11 protein-coding genes are annotated in these 17,010 nt (G+C 53.5%); 1 reads left to right on the forward strand and 10 read right to left on the reverse strand.

The annotated features are described in order from the left end of the window. Positions 1–109 precede the first annotated feature (109 nt). The 8 genes from FM113_RS09360 to FM113_RS09390 form a co-directional block, all read right to left on the reverse strand. Entirely contained in the window at positions 110–1,099 is a 990-nt protein-coding gene (locus tag FM113_RS09360) for an ATP-dependent endonuclease (protein WP_176387146.1), read from the reverse strand. A 366-nt stretch (positions 1,100–1,465) separates the two neighbouring features. Continuing rightward, positions 1,466–1,804, reverse strand: coding sequence for a hypothetical protein (locus FM113_RS17905; RefSeq protein ID WP_140393330.1), 339 nt, complete (start codon positions 1,802–1,804; stop codon positions 1,466–1,468). A gap of 51 nt (positions 1,805–1,855) precedes the next feature. Continuing rightward, positions 1,856–5,569: a DNA-binding protein gene (locus FM113_RS09365; protein ID WP_176387147.1), complete on the reverse strand. Its 3,714-nt coding sequence runs from the start codon at positions 5,567–5,569 to the stop codon at positions 1,856–1,858. Then, positions 5,566–6,273 carry a M48 family metallopeptidase gene (locus FM113_RS09370; protein ID WP_254908945.1) on the reverse strand — a complete coding sequence of 236 codons (708 nt, stop codon included), beginning with the start codon at positions 6,271–6,273 and terminating at the stop codon, positions 5,566–5,568. The genes FM113_RS09365 and FM113_RS09370 overlap by 4 nt, the downstream gene beginning before the upstream one ends. 7 nt (positions 6,274–6,280) lie before the next feature. Continuing rightward, positions 6,281–9,379 carry a type I restriction endonuclease subunit R gene (locus FM113_RS09375; protein WP_087013987.1) on the reverse strand — a complete coding sequence of 1,033 codons (3,099 nt, stop codon included), beginning with the start codon at positions 9,377–9,379 and terminating at the stop codon, positions 6,281–6,283. Further along, positions 9,376–10,110 (reverse strand): TIGR02391 family protein, encoded by a 735-nt coding sequence (locus FM113_RS09380; protein ID WP_087013989.1) that lies wholly within the window; start codon positions 10,108–10,110, stop codon positions 9,376–9,378. Before FM113_RS09380 ends, FM113_RS09375 begins: the two co-directional genes overlap by 4 nt. Next, positions 10,107–10,997: a restriction endonuclease subunit S gene (locus tag FM113_RS09385; protein ID WP_176387148.1), complete on the reverse strand. Its 891-nt coding sequence runs from the start codon at positions 10,995–10,997 to the stop codon at positions 10,107–10,109. The genes FM113_RS09380 and FM113_RS09385 overlap by 4 nt, the downstream gene beginning before the upstream one ends. Before the next feature lie 284 nt (positions 10,998–11,281). Beyond that, positions 11,282–13,720: a type I restriction-modification system subunit M gene (locus tag FM113_RS09390; RefSeq protein ID WP_254908946.1), complete on the reverse strand. Its 2,439-nt coding sequence runs from the start codon at positions 13,718–13,720 to the stop codon at positions 11,282–11,284. 208 nt (positions 13,721–13,928) lie between these two features. On the opposite strand from FM113_RS09390, the gene FM113_RS09395 reads away from it, so the two are divergent. Next, positions 13,929–14,744: a hypothetical protein gene (locus FM113_RS09395; protein ID WP_140393331.1), complete on the forward strand. Its 816-nt coding sequence runs from the start codon at positions 13,929–13,931 to the stop codon at positions 14,742–14,744. Between the two features lie 454 nt (positions 14,745–15,198). Here FM113_RS09395 and FM113_RS17910 read toward each other — a convergent pair whose 3' ends face one another. Together FM113_RS17910 and FM113_RS09410 are read right to left on the reverse strand one after the other, a co-directional pair. Beyond that, positions 15,199–15,819 (reverse strand): hypothetical protein, encoded by a 621-nt coding sequence (locus FM113_RS17910; protein WP_140393332.1) that lies wholly within the window; start codon positions 15,817–15,819, stop codon positions 15,199–15,201. Positions 15,820–15,970: 151 nt separating this feature from the next. Further along, positions 15,971–16,534 carry a hypothetical protein gene (locus FM113_RS09410; protein WP_140393333.1) on the reverse strand — a complete coding sequence of 188 codons (564 nt, stop codon included), beginning with the start codon at positions 16,532–16,534 and terminating at the stop codon, positions 15,971–15,973. Positions 16,535–17,010 lie beyond the last annotated feature (476 nt).

Genomic DNA, 17,010 nt, shown 5'->3' on the forward strand with positions numbered 1-17,010 from the left:
CGAGCGTGACTTCTGGATCACGGTTCTCCGCAACGCGGATCACGTCGTCGCGGAACTCCTTGGGGAACGGCTTGGGCATGATGACATCCTTCCAGGCCAGCCCTCTCGGCTAGCCACGTTCGATGTCACCTGTTCCTGCATCAGACCCGTCTTCGTTAACATCCCTATTGCTCTTCTTCACTTGCTCAGCGAGATAGCTCAGTAGCACCGACTGAAGTTGTGGATGCAGGTGCGCTTCTGGTTCTTCGACTAGCAGAAGCGTGAGATCGTAATCTTTCGCTTTCGTGAGCTGCACAATGATCGTGGCTACATAAACAAGATTTGCATAGCCAAGTCCCGCTGACCCCATCTCAACTGGTCGGATTCCTGCTTCATGCATGCGAAGCCGAAGAATGGTCGCAAGCTTTCTGAGCTCATGACGCCTCCCGCCAATTCGTAAGTCATGACCTCGCGAAGGAGGGGTGATCTCATGGAGATGATCCGCGATCGCCGACCGAGCTTCTTGAGGTAGTTCTAACTGGGCCACCTGTTCGAGCAGTTTGTTCGACTCATCAAGAAAACTCTCACGCTTTGCCTTGTCCTCGCCAATTAGGATCTTGAGCACCTCTGCCACCCGCTCCCCGCTCCCACCGTCAATCTCGCGTACGGCGTCTCTGAGGGGCGGAAGATACACATGCGCTATCCGATTTCGGGAGGCTGGTTCAGCATCTTCTAATAACGCCTCACCGACGGTGTAGCTGCTGCGCTTCCAATAAGGAAGGTCTTCAGCTGCATCAAAACCATGGGTATATGTAAGGGCCTCATCGGCGTCCACCATCTGTGTGAGGAAGCTCGCCTTCTGCCCATTCGTTAGCTCGTTGAATCGCAGCCTAATCGTTGTCTTCTCAAGGTCGGAAGCTTCAAACGATCGATCCGTCTCTGGAGAGAAGGAAAGCATACGCTCTTGCCGTGAAGAAATCGTGGTGAGGCGTAACGCATCGACCACAGCGCTCTTACCTGATGCGTTCTCACCTACGAGAACAGTCAACCCCTTTGCGAGTGAGACTTCTGTCTCTCTGCAAGAACGAAAGTTTCTAATTGTGATCTTCTCTAGGCGCATGGTTAGATTCCTCGCCAAACCGCTGCAGGCTTGATCTGCGACTGCGCTGAATAATTCACAGTCACATAAATTCGCAGCACCCATCTACCGATGGATTCGATATCAATTGCTAGATTTTTCGGAAGCAGGATCTGACCGCCTCGAGTGACAGCATCCAGCTTCTTTCGCGCCTTCCAAGACATTGGCATCCTCCCATCTGCCCCTGATTATGACAGCAAATGCAAAGGCGTCAACAAGCCACGAGAAAGCTTCCGATATTCCCACTGAACCATTTATCGATAAGCTGCAATGATCTCAACCTTGAAGGGTTGCTTCTTCTCTTCGCCTAAATCAGCGTTCGCTCCGTTTAAGGCCGAGCTGAGTGAGCTATCGAATGCGACACGCGCTGATCGCATATTCGGTTTCACACTCAATCCGAAGTCCATGCTCGTCTAAGTAATTCTTGATCGGCCCGTCGCTTTTAGAAGCGATTGTAAAGCTCGAAGCCCAGGTATAAGCGCCTTCAAAAGCAATCGTCCAAGAATCGTCAGAAACACATCCGGGTGGCATCACGGCAGGGCCCTTCTCCCCTAGAGTCACCTTCACAGGAGCAGTACTTGCAGACCGCCAATCCCACTCATCAGTGATGAAATCCACGACGATTGGGAGTAGCCCCTCCAATAGGGACTTCATTGGACCGTCAGTAGCGATCACGTTTTCGTTCATGAGATCAACAATACGTCTCGATCGCAGCGTCCGCTGGAGTGTAAGCACGGATCACGTGATGCTCTTGCGTCTCTTATTGACCCGGATGGTAGCCCCGTCTGGGACGAAGGTGTTAACGATCCCATCATTCTGGAGCCTTACTAAAAGTCCCCTATTCGCTTCAGTGTTCTGAAGTTTAGGCCTCTCAAACCCCACGGCGGTCAAGTCAGAGTAGCTACCACCGAGCGACTCGAGGATCGCAAACAGCTTCGCACTGGAGATCGAGTTCAGGTGCGAGCTTAGCAATTGGATGACATGTTGGGCGGGGACGCCACGGCTGGCCATTATTACAATGACTTCTTCAGAAACGAGCGCGGTCGTTTGAATAGCGTACCTTGCCAATTGACTCAGCCCGCCGGTGCCCGCACCCTCGACAAAGTCATCAGCTCTTGCAACAATTGCATTCTTTACTCGGACATTAATTTTGTCGTTCAGGAGCAACGCTCCGAGGTCGCTCTGTACATGTTTCGGTTCCATATACACATGGAAGTCTGCGGAGGCAAGGATATACGCCTCACGCGTCGGCCAATCCGTGTCGCTGATTCGCTCAAAAGATTCCGCCTCATCTGCAATCACCTTCCGCTTCAACAGATTGGCAAATAGCGAACCATCTTCATCAGGGATCGTGTCGACTTTCAAGAACTCTTCGACCTCAAGGCTTTCCACCAGTCGAGCGCGGATCTCGGGATCTGAGATGTAATCTCCTGCGTTCAATATCTTCGTTGCCAGTGAGACCTTAGCTTCCTCAGTTGCGTCTTCAACCTCAACAAGTCGCTGCAGCCCAGTGAGAAGCTGCCCAAGACTGGTATCGATACTGCCGATCGATTCGATGTACTTAGTAACGTTCTCAAATGATGGCGGGAACCGGTCGTACTGGGCCAGTGCGGGCCACACGTTTTCATCGATGTCGCTAAGGGATCCGACGACACAAGTACTCGACGCACCAGCAACGATAGCTTCGACTTTCTCAGTACCAATCACCTCCAGCGCGTCCTCAACGATTTCAATGAATCGTTCCCGAGATTCAACCGTTTGGTACTTTCCACCAATTGCAGCTAAGTACTCCGTTAAGTTCTCAAGACAATGCCGGTAGATATCTTCGTTTGTCAACGAATCCAACGCCAGATTCGGCTCTGACCCATTGGCCTCAGTCAGGTTACCGAGAGTTACTTCATATAGTTTGCGCGAGATGAAACCCTCACGGAGTGAATTGCTTATGGCAGCAAGGTTAGGAACAATCACACCAGCTGACTCAAAGAGAGACGCAACGTTCTCCGCGCTCCCAACAGATAACTCCTCTGCGGTTAGCGAGTGTAGGTTTTCATACTCGTCCAAGAGGAAATCCTTGACCGCTTGACCGGAACGGTACTTCGTACCATCAGCAAGGCTGGCGAGCGCCGCATCAACCAAGGTCATTCGCAAATCGTCCGGTAGCTCAGCATCAGCTACGAGATACTCAATCACTCGAGCGGAATGCGGAGCAAAACGCTTGATCAAGTTCTCCTTGGACTGTCCGTCGTCCAAGTACGTCTGCAGAAATCGCCTCTGATCCTCACCAAAACTTACCAACGACTTGATCATGATGTCGGCGGCTGAAACATCGGTCTTGAGAAGATGGTCAAGTATAGAAACGTTATAGAGGGTTGGGTCTTTGAGGGACAGCCTGCCGCGCTCGCGGACGACTATGTTGACATCCTCTGGTGCAAGTTTGAATTGTGCATCAGGCATGTTTGGCTCAACATGATGCATGATGAAATTGGTCGACGCCGCACTCACTCGGCCACCGTGAAAAATCGAGGTGTACAAAGTGAAATCTCGATTGATGTAGCCAGAACGAACGAGCTGATAGGCCAGTCCATCTTTCAGGAGGCTTTCTGCCACCAAGCCAAGGGATCGAGCCAATTCATCACGGGTGACTAGGAACTCATCACGCTCAATCAGCTCACCCATGTCTGCGCCACGAAGAAAGTCGATTGCGTCAGACCGCTCAGAGATCTCAAGCTGCAACTCCTTGCGAGCTTCCTTATCCCATACTTCAGAACTAATCGGATCCCCAAGTACGGCCGTAAGACTTCGTCTCGAAAAGTTGAACGTCCCGTACCCTGGGCTCCATTGCAGCACAGCGGCATCTTCATCCACAGAGGAAAACTTCTGCCAGAAGTCCGCACCCTTTAGCTCTGCTGCGGAATAAGAAACGCCTTCGAAGGAGAAACCACTCCTACTCGGGTTCCTACCTAGTGACTCCTCAAGCCTGTCAGTATGCGCAAGAAGTAGCCTGCCAAGCTTTTCACTGCGCGCAGCAGAACTTTCAATCCGAGCAAGGCGACTACGCAATGCTCGACGTTCACCCTGTAGCCGGTCCACATTTTCAACGACAAGATCTCGACTAGCTCGATATAGCACGTCGAGGTTGCTCTCTCCCCGCCGAATTTCCTCAAAGTCTGTCAAATGAGTGCTCTTATAGAGCATCATCGCGAATAGTTGAGTCTGGCTAAGCTTGAGCTCCTCCCCGTCGCCAGAGAATATTCGGTCGCGAAATACCAGAAACTCATTCCGCACATTTATGAGAAGTCTCATGTCCGGAAGGTACTGTGCGGCAAGATCAAACAGCTCCGGCTCGACATCATGATCCACCCCACCGAGCAGCTTGCTTGCCAGGTTGCGGGCATTACGATGCGTAATGAACGGCACGACGGGAATCACGAGGTCGAAGAATTTTGTGCGATTTGCGCGAACGTTTTCCGCCATCGCAGGATCATCGGCTTCGATGATCGTCTGTTCTAACTCCCGGCTAGGATCCTTCTCTAATCCAATCTTGTCGAAGATGCTGTCCTTGATTGCATAGACAAAGCGGATCTTGTTCTTGATCTGAGGCGCACTATTTAGCAGCGTATTCAGGGTCCGAAGTGTCTCAAAGATCTCTGGATCGTTGAAGCGATCAATATCCTCGAAAATGACGATATCCAGCTTCTTTGAGATCTCGAAGAAGTGAACAATCTCATCCAAGTACTGGTCAAAGTAGGACACCGATTTGTCGTCCAGCGCGACGGTCGCCGACCCGGCACTGAACTGCTTAATGTAAATGCGCCCATAGGACAGCCACCGAAATGCAAGAGCACAGGCGAAGCCCGCCCCCAGCACGACCAAATGTGCCCAGAGGCCGAGTTCAATGAGGGGTCGCAGCGCTAACTCGATCTCGCCAGTCCAGCCAGTGATCAAAAACACGAGTGCAATCACAAAGCCCGCAAGCCCAGCAACTCCGAGCTCGCGCCACCAACCAAAACGTTCGATGCGGGCGAAACGCGACCCAGGTAGCCTGCCGGGAGATTCGCGGTACAGAAGTTGCTTGACTATTTCTTGCTGTATTCGGTTGGTAGTTGTGGCGGCTTGCTTTGGAATAGATTCGTCAAGTTTGGATGTCTCGATTGGGGCCAAGGTTGAAAGCGATAGCGTGAGAATTCGGGGCTTGAGCTCTACATCCTCGGATAGTCCGCGAACGATACTGCTCTTACCGACACCATAGTTTCCAGACAGCGCAATATTTTGGATGTCCTTATTCTTCAGTGCCTCACGAATTGCCCAAACATACGTTCCGTGCGCGGGCTCCTTATACTCGGCAGTTAGAGGCCTGAGCGTCCACGTCGGCGGCTCTGCGCTCGAGGTAGGACTCTCAGCGGAGCCCTTTTTCTCTTCATTATCCGAAGTGGACATCACATTGCTCGTCACTTGCTATTCCATTCCTCTTCCGCGAGCGGTGCTCCATTGAGATCATCTCTCCGCATCTCCCAATCTGGAAGACGTTCATCCATCAACTCGATGAATCGGCTTCCATGGGTGCCATCAACGTAGTGCGTCATCTCGTGCACCACGATGTACTCCAAACTGTTGGGATGCTTCTTCGCAAGCTCAACATTGAACCAAAGATGCCGAGATTCTCGATTGCATGAACCCCACTTAGTCTTCATGCGTCGGATCGTCCATTTCGGAACGGATACCCCGAGTGCACTCTCCCACTTGGAAATGAGTGCAGGAAGTTCGCGTCGAAGTTGCTCTCGGTACCAGCGATCAAGCTGAGACCTACGCACTTCCGCCGTCGACTCAGCCGGGGTGAAGAGCACTAGACGATCGCCTTCAACTTCAAAGTGTGCTCGGCCAGGTCGCTCAACAACTTTGAGGCGTTTGCGTACGCCCCAGACGTAGTGGGACTCCCCCGTCACCATTTCACGGGTCGATTGACGGACGGTCTTTTCAAGTTCTTTCTGCTGGCGACGGATCCAAGGCAGTCGTTGAATGACTGCGCGACGAATCTGGTCGTCGTCAAGACGTTGAGGTGCAGCAACACGCACCCGACCAACCGGAGGATATACACCAATGTGGATGTGTTTGATCTGCTTGTGAATGACATCGATGTCGATGCCACTCACTGTCATGTAAGCACTAGCTGTACTCATCATGACCTCGGAGCAGCTCTAACAACTCATCTACCCGGCTGTCGCGATCGTCGCTATCAGGCAGCCGCCGAGCGATCGCAAGACGGATCTTCTTCTCTTTGAGTTTGTTCGATTTCCAACCGTGCTGTTTCGTGCTTCGAATCGCATATTCAAGTTCAAGCGCAACGTTCTCGTCCGGCCAAACGAAGTCCACGAGAGCACGCTGGCCTTGGTGCTTCACCCAGCTTGGGTAGGTCTTGCCGGAATCCTTGGTACCAATCTGAGTTGCAAGATCGAGGATCTTGGCGAGGTACTCTTCGTATGCGATTGCTTGAGCACGTCGTTCTTCGAGAACAGCATCGAGCAGTTCGCTCATACGATCGTAGAATTTCGGGTTCAGGGCATGCTCATCGATGATGACCTTGCGGATGTTATTGACGATGGTTGCTGCCACCGCTGGCTTATTCTTCTTGATGCCAGCAGGCAGCTTGTCGATCGCACCTGCTCCTAGCTTCACGATGAGGTCGATAAGCCCGGCATCTTCAAAGTTTGAAACGACCTCCGAAGCACCTGCCGAGATATAAGTGTCGAGCAGGAAGCGCATGTCAGCCTCGTACGCTTTGAAATCGACATCTTCACCGGCAGCGAGCTTCACCTCAGCGCGGACGTCGCTGTAGTGCGCGATCTCTCGCTTGATCTTCTCGATATCTGCAGGGCTGTAACCAGCCTCAGGCATATCGTTTGCGAGGTTGGCAAATGCGCGAGTGACGGCAGCGACCGCCTTATACAGGTCGACACGTCGTGGTTCATTCGCCTTGATCTGTGCTGCGTCACCATCATTCTTGGCGACAAAGTAGGCACGGTACTCATCGGTTCCACGAGGTGCACGCACGGGTTCACAGAGCGCACGGATCCGTTCGAGTGCATCGTCGAGGTCGACGCGGGCCTTATCGATTCGGTCAGAGAGCAAGCCTTCGACATCTTGCTTCGCATATCCATCAAGCGCGCCGTTGGTGTAGTCGTTGATCGCGGTCTCGAGTGAGTTGAAGAGGTCACGGTAGTCAATGATGTAGCCATAGTCCTTGTCGTCACCGTCAAGGCGGTTGACACGACAGATGGCTTGGAAGAGTCCGTGGTCCTGCATCTTCTTATCGATGTAGAGATACGTTGCGCTCGGAGCGTCGAAACCTGTCAGGAGCTTGTCGACAACAATGAGAAGGCGCATCTGGCCAGGCTCTTTGATGAACTGCTTCTTCACGGCAGCTTCGAACTCATCGACGCGGCCCATGGCTTCGTCTTCTGAGCATTCGAAATGGTCGGCCAACATGCGGCGATAGGTGTCGTACTGCGCGAGCTTCTCCGTCTTGCCTGCGCCGGTGTCTTCCTTGGAGATCTCGCTGGCGTTTGGCTGGTAGCTCGTGACGATGGCGCACTTACTTTTGAATCCGGCTTCCACGAACATGTCGTAGAACTTGCAGGCTTGAGCGATGCTGGAGCCGACAAGCATGGCGTTGCCACGACGGTCCAAAAGACGAGGCTTCGTATCCATGTCGAGCAGGATGTCTGAGACGATTCGCTGCGCTCGAGACTTAGATGAGACGACCTTCTGCATCGTGCCCCAGCGCTTCTTGAGCTCGGCACGAGTGAGGTCGGTCATTCCCCGGGTCTTCACCTCAAACCACTGATCGACCTGAGCAGGTGAGGTCAGCTCCTGATCGATGTCACGCGCTTCGTAACGAAGATCGAGGACCACACCATCGTCAACCGCTTCGTTGAAGCGGTAGGTGTGAATGAACGACCCGAAGGTCTCAACGCTGGTTGCCTTCTCAGTCTTGAGCAGCGGTGTTCCAGTGAAGCCAATGAACATCGCGTCCGGGAGCAGCTGCTTCATTGCGCGGTGCATCCGACCGGTTTGGGTGCGGTGCGCTTCGTCGACAAAGACGAAGATATTGCCCTTGGCTTTGAAATCTTTCGGCAGTGCTGCGTTGAGCTGTTCGATGAAGTCATCGGTGGTATCTTCTTCTTCGCCGGTAGCGCGGAACTTATGCACGAGAGAACCGATGAGCCACTCGTCCGAGCGGTTCAAAGTTGAGATGAGATCCGAGCCACTCTTCGTGCGATAGATCGATTCGTTGACGCCGTTGAAGACCTTCTCGATCTGTTCGTCGAGCTCGGTGCGGTCAGTAATAACTAGGACACGCGGGTCGGTGCCAACCTGAGACTCACGGATCCACTTGGCCAGCCAGACCATCGTCAGGCTCTTACCTGATCCCTGGGTGTGCCAGATGATGCCGCCCTCGCGCTTCGCGATGCGCTCTTGCGCTGCCTTGATGCCAAAGTACTGGTTGTGGCGAGGTCCCTTCTTGATACCGCTGTCGAAGACGATGAAGTCGTGGATGAGTTCAAGGAAGCGGTGCTTCGAGCACATCTGCATCAATGCGCGGTCGAGCGGTGACTCGGTACCTGAGTCTTCCTTCCACTCGAGCCAGTACTTCTCGGGAGTATCAATAACTCCATAGCGCAGACCTTCGGCATCGTTGCCAGCAAAGAGGAACTGCACGGTGGAGAAGAACGGACGGATAAAGTCTTTGCTCTGGTTGCCAATGTTCTGGCGGATGCCCTCGGTCACGGAGACCTTAGAACGCTTGAGCTCGATAACGCCAAGTGCGAGTCCGTTGACGTAAAGCACGATGTCGGGACGCTTGGTTCGTTGCCCGAGCACAGTTACTTCTTCAGCAATGGCGAAGTGGTTGGCTTCGGGCATCTGCCAGTCGATGAGCCAAACGGTCTGGGTCTGCTCCCCGATTCCCGACTTCACCTTCACGCCATAGCGAAGGAGGTTGTAGACCTCACGGTTGGCTTCGTAGAGCTGGTGGCCGGAGCCGACTGCAGCAGCCTTCTGCAGCTGATCGAGCACGCGAGTGATGAGTGAATCATCATAGCCGCGAGCACGAAGATTCTGTTCGAGGAGATCTACTTCAATCCCACTCGTGCGGTTCCCGTCGTGCCAGTCTCCGAGGTACTCATAGTCAAGTTTGGCCGGGTCACGGAACAGTGCAACGACGCGGTCCTGCGTCTTGCGTTCAATTTGTCCTACGGTGCTCATGGCTGTACTCCTGAGTGCTCCACAGTTGATTCATCCACCCAACGCGCGAGCACACTTAGCGCGGCAAGGTATTCCAATGCGACTTGTTCTGAGAGTTCTTGGTCGGCTTCGTGCGAAAGCGGATTCCTAATTCCAGCAAACACGCCTTCGGCGAAAGCCATCGCGCCCCGCTGCACTGAGCGATAGGTATCACTGTCTTCCGGGCGCATCCGTCGAAGACGAGCCTTGTTCGTCTTCGCATCGGCTGGCGAGAATGACTCTTGAAATAGCTTTGTCTCGCTGAGGTCGCGGCGGCCAACCTTGTTTTGAGCCTCTGCATTGAGCTTTTTGATTGAGCCTTCTACTGCTTCTCGGTAATGCGCAGACTGCCAGAGTGACTTTGCACCAATCCAAATCCAGGGATGAAGATTCGCGGCAGAAATATCTGGGGCAGCCTCCCCCAGCAGCTCGTCAATCTCCGATTGGTGGAGTAGTAAAGAGCGCGCTCCAAGGCTCGCCTTACGGTGCACAGTCCAGGCTTCTTCGTATGCACTCCCGGGGCGTTCTAAGTCTGCACGCCAACCAGATATGACCTTGTCGAGGATTCGTTCAACAATTGGAAGACATTCCAGCACTTCATCTCGTGTTTTATCTGAAGTCCAAATACCTTTGAGCTCACCATTCGGGGTTGAGGAAAGACGAATAAACTCAGTGAGCTGATTGATAGCCCAATCCTTATCGATACCACTCATACTGTGGCCTCTGGAATTGCGAGACGGGTTCGCCCGGTGAGGAGTTGCTGCATCATGCCTTGTTTCAGCAACTGAGCCTTACGGAGTCGTTGGCCTAGCAATTCAAGCTCAATATCGGCGTCTCGCAGGACTTCACTGATTGCTTCTTGCTCAGGTAACGGTGGCAATAGCACCTGATACTTACCCACCGACTCTTGACTGATTCCGAAGAAGGTTGAGCCGGACTTATGCAGTTCGATATGTTGAGCGAATCTTGGTGATGCCAGCTGGTAATAGAGGAATCTAGGGTCGTAGGAGTTTGATATTGGTCTGAAAACTAGTAGATGTGAGTTTAGCGTTGCTCTACCGGGAGCTGGAATTGTGTCAACGAATAGAAGCTTGCCTATGGTTCCGTCTTTTGTCATCAAGACATCCCCGGTTTTCAATTGAATCTCTGGGGCTAGTTCGTAGCGATCTTCGGGCACGTGATAAACACTGGCCCAATCGATAGCGCCATCTCTAAAATTCATGCCAGTGATTAGAAACGGTTCGTGCGCATTATTCGTAAACTCATCCTGGGTCAGGCCTTGCCAACCAATCCGCCCTTTCATTGTGCTTACCTCGGAAAATGCTTGTTCCCGCCATGGATCACTAAACCCTGGCAACCGAATCTTTCCCGTCAGAAGCTGCTGCATCATGCCTTGTTTGATTGCTCGCTTCTTTGCGATCATCAACTCCAGATTCTTGATTAGGGCGTTGGTATCGTCAAAAGCCCCTGCTACGCGTTCCTGCTCATCCCTCGTCAGTGCAGGCACGTCCAAATTCTTGAGCATGGTTCCTGTCACGAGCGGTTGACCTGAGCCATAAACCATGCGGTTCAGTTCCATGTAATGGAGCAGCTGTGCCACGAACGAAGTGCTGTGACCAGGGTGTAGCCGAACTACGAGTGTGTTATCCGTAACTCCATACGAACCATCGACTGCATACACCGATCCTGCATTTGCGCCGACACGAGCGACGAGTATGGAAGGCCCGGTGAACTCCGTCCGGTTAGTTCGCCCAATCTGGCCTGTGGAGCCGTAGAGAGGGTTCCGACCGTGAAGATCACGCTTCGTGGTTGTACCTGAAGATACTGACTGAGCAACTGACGAGAACGGCTGACGGTCGAATAATTTGGGGCTAGAAGAAACCATCACCCGACCCCCATAGCTACGAGATGATCGGCGATGCGAGATTCGACCGCATCTATGGCAGCGTCCAACTCCGAAACTGTGGTCCCATAACGATCTCCGAGAGTTTTGAGCCGAGAGGCCAGATTTAGCGTCAAGAATCGAGCCTCACCGACAAGTCGACTCGAGATTGACGCCAACCACTTGACCTCAAGTCCAAGCGCTCGGACGTCGCCCTCGGAAAGATATCCATACTTCCGGAGGACGCCCCCATCGAGCTTTGTCTGAGCGTCTTTGACTGCCTTCTTCAGCCCGGCCTCACTGCTAAGCAGCTCAAGAACTTCCTGCGCCAACGCGAGCGCTTCTCGGTCGCCGCTCCCCCGAGCTTCCCGGACTACGGCAGAGACAAGTTGCTTCGTATAAGCACCCTTGTCATTCGTTGCATCGACAAGCGGAGCTTCCTCAACACCGTATTCTTCTGCATGTTCGGTAAGCGCAGCGGTCGCTAGTTCTAGGTCTGCAGCAAGTGCATCAAGTTCCGCCTGCTCGTCGGCAAAGTACCGCTGGACAATCAACTCTGGCAGAATCAGATCCATCTTGTACTTCTGGGCATTCTTGCCAGTGCCGATTACCAGGTCAGGCTCTTCGGCAAGCTTGCGTTCCTTGTCGTTGAGCGCCAGTCGAGGTTTCGAGGCTTCCAGCCACCCGGCCTGCATCACGAGGAATACGTCATCACTCATGACCTCGTGCCAATACGACATGAGCTGCTGGTACGCGTCGTACTCATTGAGCAGCGGCAAATCTTCAAATCGAGCTAGGAAATCCTCGCTGAGTTCGTGAATAAGTTCTGCCGATCTCGTTGATCCAGAGATACCTTCGAGCGTGCCGCGATGACTTTCAAACCACTCATTCACGATTCGCTTGACGTCATTCTGCAGTGCAGTAAACCCAGGCGCATCAAAGATCGCCTGTTGCACATCGTTCACATCAACAGCGAGGTCGCTGTAGCCCGAACGGTTGGGCGTGAACAACTGCTCACGGAGACCCGGGAATGGCTCCCAGTATTCTTCGAGAGCGTCAAGATCCCGGTCCGGGATCCCACCGTTGATATGCGCATCAAGATCCTGGAGATCTTCTGGCTCGGATGAATCAATGTAACGCGGGATATTGAGGTTGTAATCATTCTTCGAATCAGCGATCTCACTCATTGGCACCATGCGCGAGTAGCGCTCAATCGGGCGCTGGTTATTGAACGCGTCCACAATCTTGTGGATGTCCTGGTCACGGAGGCGGTTCTTGTTGCCGTCTTTGACGAAGCCTTTGCTTGCGTCGACCATGAAGACACCGGTGCGCCCAACGGCATTTTCCTTGTCGAGCACAACAATGCACGCGGGGATGCCAGTGCCGTAGAAGAGGTTTGCAGGCAGCCCAATAATGCCCCTGATGAAGCCCTGCTTCAGAAGCTCCTTGCGGATGTTTGCTTCAGCATTGCCACGGAACAGCACACCGTGCGGCAAGATGATCGCCGCTTTGCCCTTGGACTTAAGTGAAGTGAGCGCGTGGAGCAAGAAGGCGTAGTCGCCGTTCTTCTCCGGCGGCATGCCGTATTCGAAGCGACCGTAGTGTTCTTCGAGACCGTTAGTCCATGACTTCACTGAGAATGGCGGGTTGAGCACGACGTAGTCGAACTTCTGAAGCTCGGTGCCGCGCGTCAACTGTGGGCTCGTGATTGTGTCGCCCTTGTAGATCTCCGCAGTTTCATTTCCGTGGAGGATCATGTTCATTCTGGCCAGCGCCCAAGTGGCGTTGTCTTTCTCCTGGCCGTAAATGGTCATGCCATTGGGTGCCTCGTCGGCGGCTTTGAGGAGCAAGGAGCCAGAACCACACGTTGCGTCATAGACCGTTTCGTCTTGGCGCGTGTTGCCGTTGATACCCACTACCTTCGCGAGAACACGGGACACCTCAGCAGGGGTGTAGAACTGCCCCTTACTCTTGCCCGATTCGGTCGCAAAGTGACGCATGAGGAATTCGTACGCATCGCCGAGAAGGTCGTCGCCTTCAGCGCGAGCTCCCCCGAAGTCCAAGCCGTTGAAGATCGTCACGAGCTTGGAGAGACGATCCTGCATCTCTTTGCCGTTGCCAAGCTTTTCTGCGTCGTTGAAGTCAGCTTGGTCGATGACGTTTCGGAGATCGTTTGCATCAGCAAGTTTGCCGATGATCTTGTTGAACTTGTCACCGATTTCCTTGTCGCCCTTGGCAGCGACCATGTCATCGAAGGAACCACCTTCAGGTACTTCGATGAGGCTGTCGGGATCAGACTTAGCCTTGTCGGTGACAAACTTCATGAAGAGCAGCGTTAGGACGTAGTCCTTGTACTGGCTGGCGTCCATGCCGCCACGGAGCTCGTTGGCACCAGCCCAAAGCGAGCTGTACAGGTCAGACTTTTTGAGAGCCACCGTCACACCACCACCCTCACTGCAGGCTTCTGATTCTTAGTGATGTTGGGTGTGTTCATGAAGTCTTTCTCCTGCGCCTTGAAGACGCGATTAGCCACTCGTCTTGCCTATGTACCTACCGTACCGGCGGCCACCGACATTGAGTCATATCGTTGATGCAGCCGGGAGCTTCTGATGCTGTGACCGGGCGCTGCGATCTTCCTATGATTATCTCATGATCAGGGAATTAATTGAAGAACACACGAATGTCGGTAGCGTGGCGGATGATGAAGTCATGACAGATATTGCATTCATGACATATTCCGATTGGGCCAATGAAGGTCGCAGCATGGTCGAAAGAAGCGAGCGCATCCGCACTTGGATTGGTGACACCGCCGCGTACGTATTCTGCGCTGAGAAGCGCGACTATTGTGCTTCGATGAGCGGTCGCATCGAGCGTGACCTATTCGAACACATCCAAACTCCCACAACGAAAGCCATCACCGCATCGTTTTCCGAACTGTACAAGCTCAAGGACGAGAAGATCGATGCGACTCTCATTGCCCTGGTCCCCTTCCGCGAGCCGGACTTCGAATCGATCCGCAAAGCAATCGAAGATGACACCTTCGACAAAGTCGTGATCCTGATTATGCGCGAGGGTGAAATGAGCCGCTCTATTGCACGGGCCTACGGCGCGCTGAACCTTGGAACGGGTGTCTGTGACGAGCTCCCTGACTCCCTCATGGTTGAGGCCGCTCGAATGATGGTGAACGAGGAGCACAACGGTCTCAGCAGCGGTATTGGCAAGGACGCAACGCTCAGCCTTATTCACGCCTTTCGACAGTCCGGCGTTCCCGCCCAGAAGGAACCATGGCTGGCTGCGTACTTCGCTGCAGGCGGTGAGGTACGTCATGCCGAGACGGTTGCTAAGTTCATCGATGAGATAAATAAGGGAACGAGGCACCGTTACAAACAGCGCTACCGGGCAAACATCGTGGAGATCATTAAGGAGCGAATGCTAGAGAAGCCTTCGCTTAAGGAGACGTCGTGAGCCACGTGATCAAGGTTAGATTGCAAAGGGAACTGAAGTGACAATCGAGAAAAGTAAGCCTCGCAAGGCCTGGATCATCATTGCGGATGAGGTCAGGAACCCACACATAGCTGAATCGATCATCCCAATCACTCCGAAGCAGCCGATGGCCATATATCCACCCACTTGGGCTATAGAGCGACTCATGCCGGTTATCGACGGATTCGTGCAATTTATCATGAACTCCCCCGACGACATGCTTCCCTATTTGAAGCCCAAAGATGCACCGTGTCGTGCAGAAAAGCATGACTACGGGCGTCAAGCAATGGGCGGCTATGACCCCTACATTGAAGCGATTTACGTCGACGATCTCACTCTGTGCGTAGATACTGAGACTGGCAAGAGGTGGTTCGACTATACAAGGCGGCCTGCGGAGCTACCTCGGTTCGTTCGCGATCGTGACTCTTCAAAGTAACTACCTTGGGCCATAAGGACTCCACCCGTCGAGAAACGGTCCGAGGTCCGAGTCTCTGGGCTTCTTGATCTTTGGCACAAGTCGCTTGGGCATTGCCAACGGATCGATCGCATCGATCGTGGCTTCCATCTCAGAGAGATACTCGATGGCAGCTTGCCTCTCCACTTCGGGCAATGCCTCAGATGCCAATCTCGCATGCTCCAGAAACCGACGATGGCCATCGATCTTTCCACTGGTCTGAGACAGTTCCTTGAAGTGTTCCCACTTGGCATGCTCGACGTAATCGATGCGGGCTTGTGCCATGGCAGCTTCCCACGCATGATGACGACACTCTTTCTCCAGGCGTCGCTGTTCTTCTCGGTGAGCTTCTTCGAGCCTCCAGACCTCAAAGCGTACGAACGATTCCGTGATCCGCTCTTCGAGACGAACTATCTTGCGATCACCAAAAGTTGGATTGCCGTACCCGGATGGCGGTGACCCTTGCCTCAAACGAAGCTTCCCACTGCCGGTGAATTCCTGATAGCCCGCGAGCTGCCAGGCGGGTGTGCCTTTGCTGATTCGCCGCCTTTGTTCATCGGCGTACATTCGTTCTTTGCTCCATGAGCCGAGCTCGTCGATCACGAACGTATAGTCACCCTGATCGGTCGCAAACGTGAGTGCGCCACCACCATACGCGGGCATGTCCAGCCCGCGACGTACTCCTTCAGTTGCAATTGCTTGAAGTACTCGCGCAGCACGGGGCACGTGTTCTTTGGTTACGTGTTGGTGTTTCTTATCGTCGAGAAACGCGCACAGGTGGAAGATACCGGCTGACCTTTTCGGGCACGATGACTTCGGTTTGCTCCACGAGGTCACGGAAATAGGGTTCGAAGTAGAGGACGTAATTGCCTTCTTCGCGATAGCCGGTGTGACGAATGCCGAGCACCTGGCCATGCGGGCGGTCAGGGGAACGCTCCGCTGCCTTACGCATCCATTCCAGCTCGGTGTGCTCCCATTTCTCTTCCATCAAGGTAATGGGCTCGCCCGCCAGCAGAACCCGTTGGGTAAGCCCATCGACGAGGCGTTGCCGCTTCTCGGCCCGTGATAGCTCCTTGACAGCTTGAATCCGGCGTCGTTGTTCAATCGGGAGTTGGGCATTATTGGCTGGCTTAGCGTCAGCCTCGGTAGCAGTCCTGGCTTTGACCTCGACCAGCTTGATTTGGCGCGCAACCACGACAGCATCTTCTTCCGTTACAGCAGGCCACACCTCTCCGCGAGGTGTGGCCGATGCCTTCCAGGAATCGCCCCGCCCAGAGATACTGATGAGTCCGCGCGAGGCTAGGGCTCGAGCGCTCACTCGGTGAGCGTAACTATCGCCTACATAAACTCCACGAGGACACCCAGCTTTGATCCATTCGAGGACCTCTACTTGCTGACGATTCAGCCGGATCCTGCTGCGATTCTGGTCAGCCATAGGTTATCCGCAAACATCTAAATAGATTTCTTGATCGATTTTATCGGGATATAAATCCCCAGCGGAACTTCCTGATCATATTTCCAGATAGTCATCCCATCTAAGAATTGCACCATGCTCGGCAACCCTCAGATAGAAACAACTGCTCGGGATGCAGGGCAGAGAAGGCTACTCACCGACGCGTATCTCTGACAGACACCTTTCGAGAGAAGGGTCTGATGCAGGAACAGGTGACATCGAACGTGGCTAGCCGAGAGGGCTGGCCTGGAAGGATGTCATCATGCCCAAGCCGTTCCCCAAGGAGTTCCGCGACGACGTGATCCGCGTTGCGGAGAACCGTGATCCAGAAGTCACGCTCG

Source organism: Leucobacter sp. 7(1) (genome assembly GCF_900163635.1).
Taxonomy (GTDB): domain Bacteria; phylum Actinomycetota; class Actinomycetes; order Actinomycetales; family Microbacteriaceae; genus Leucobacter.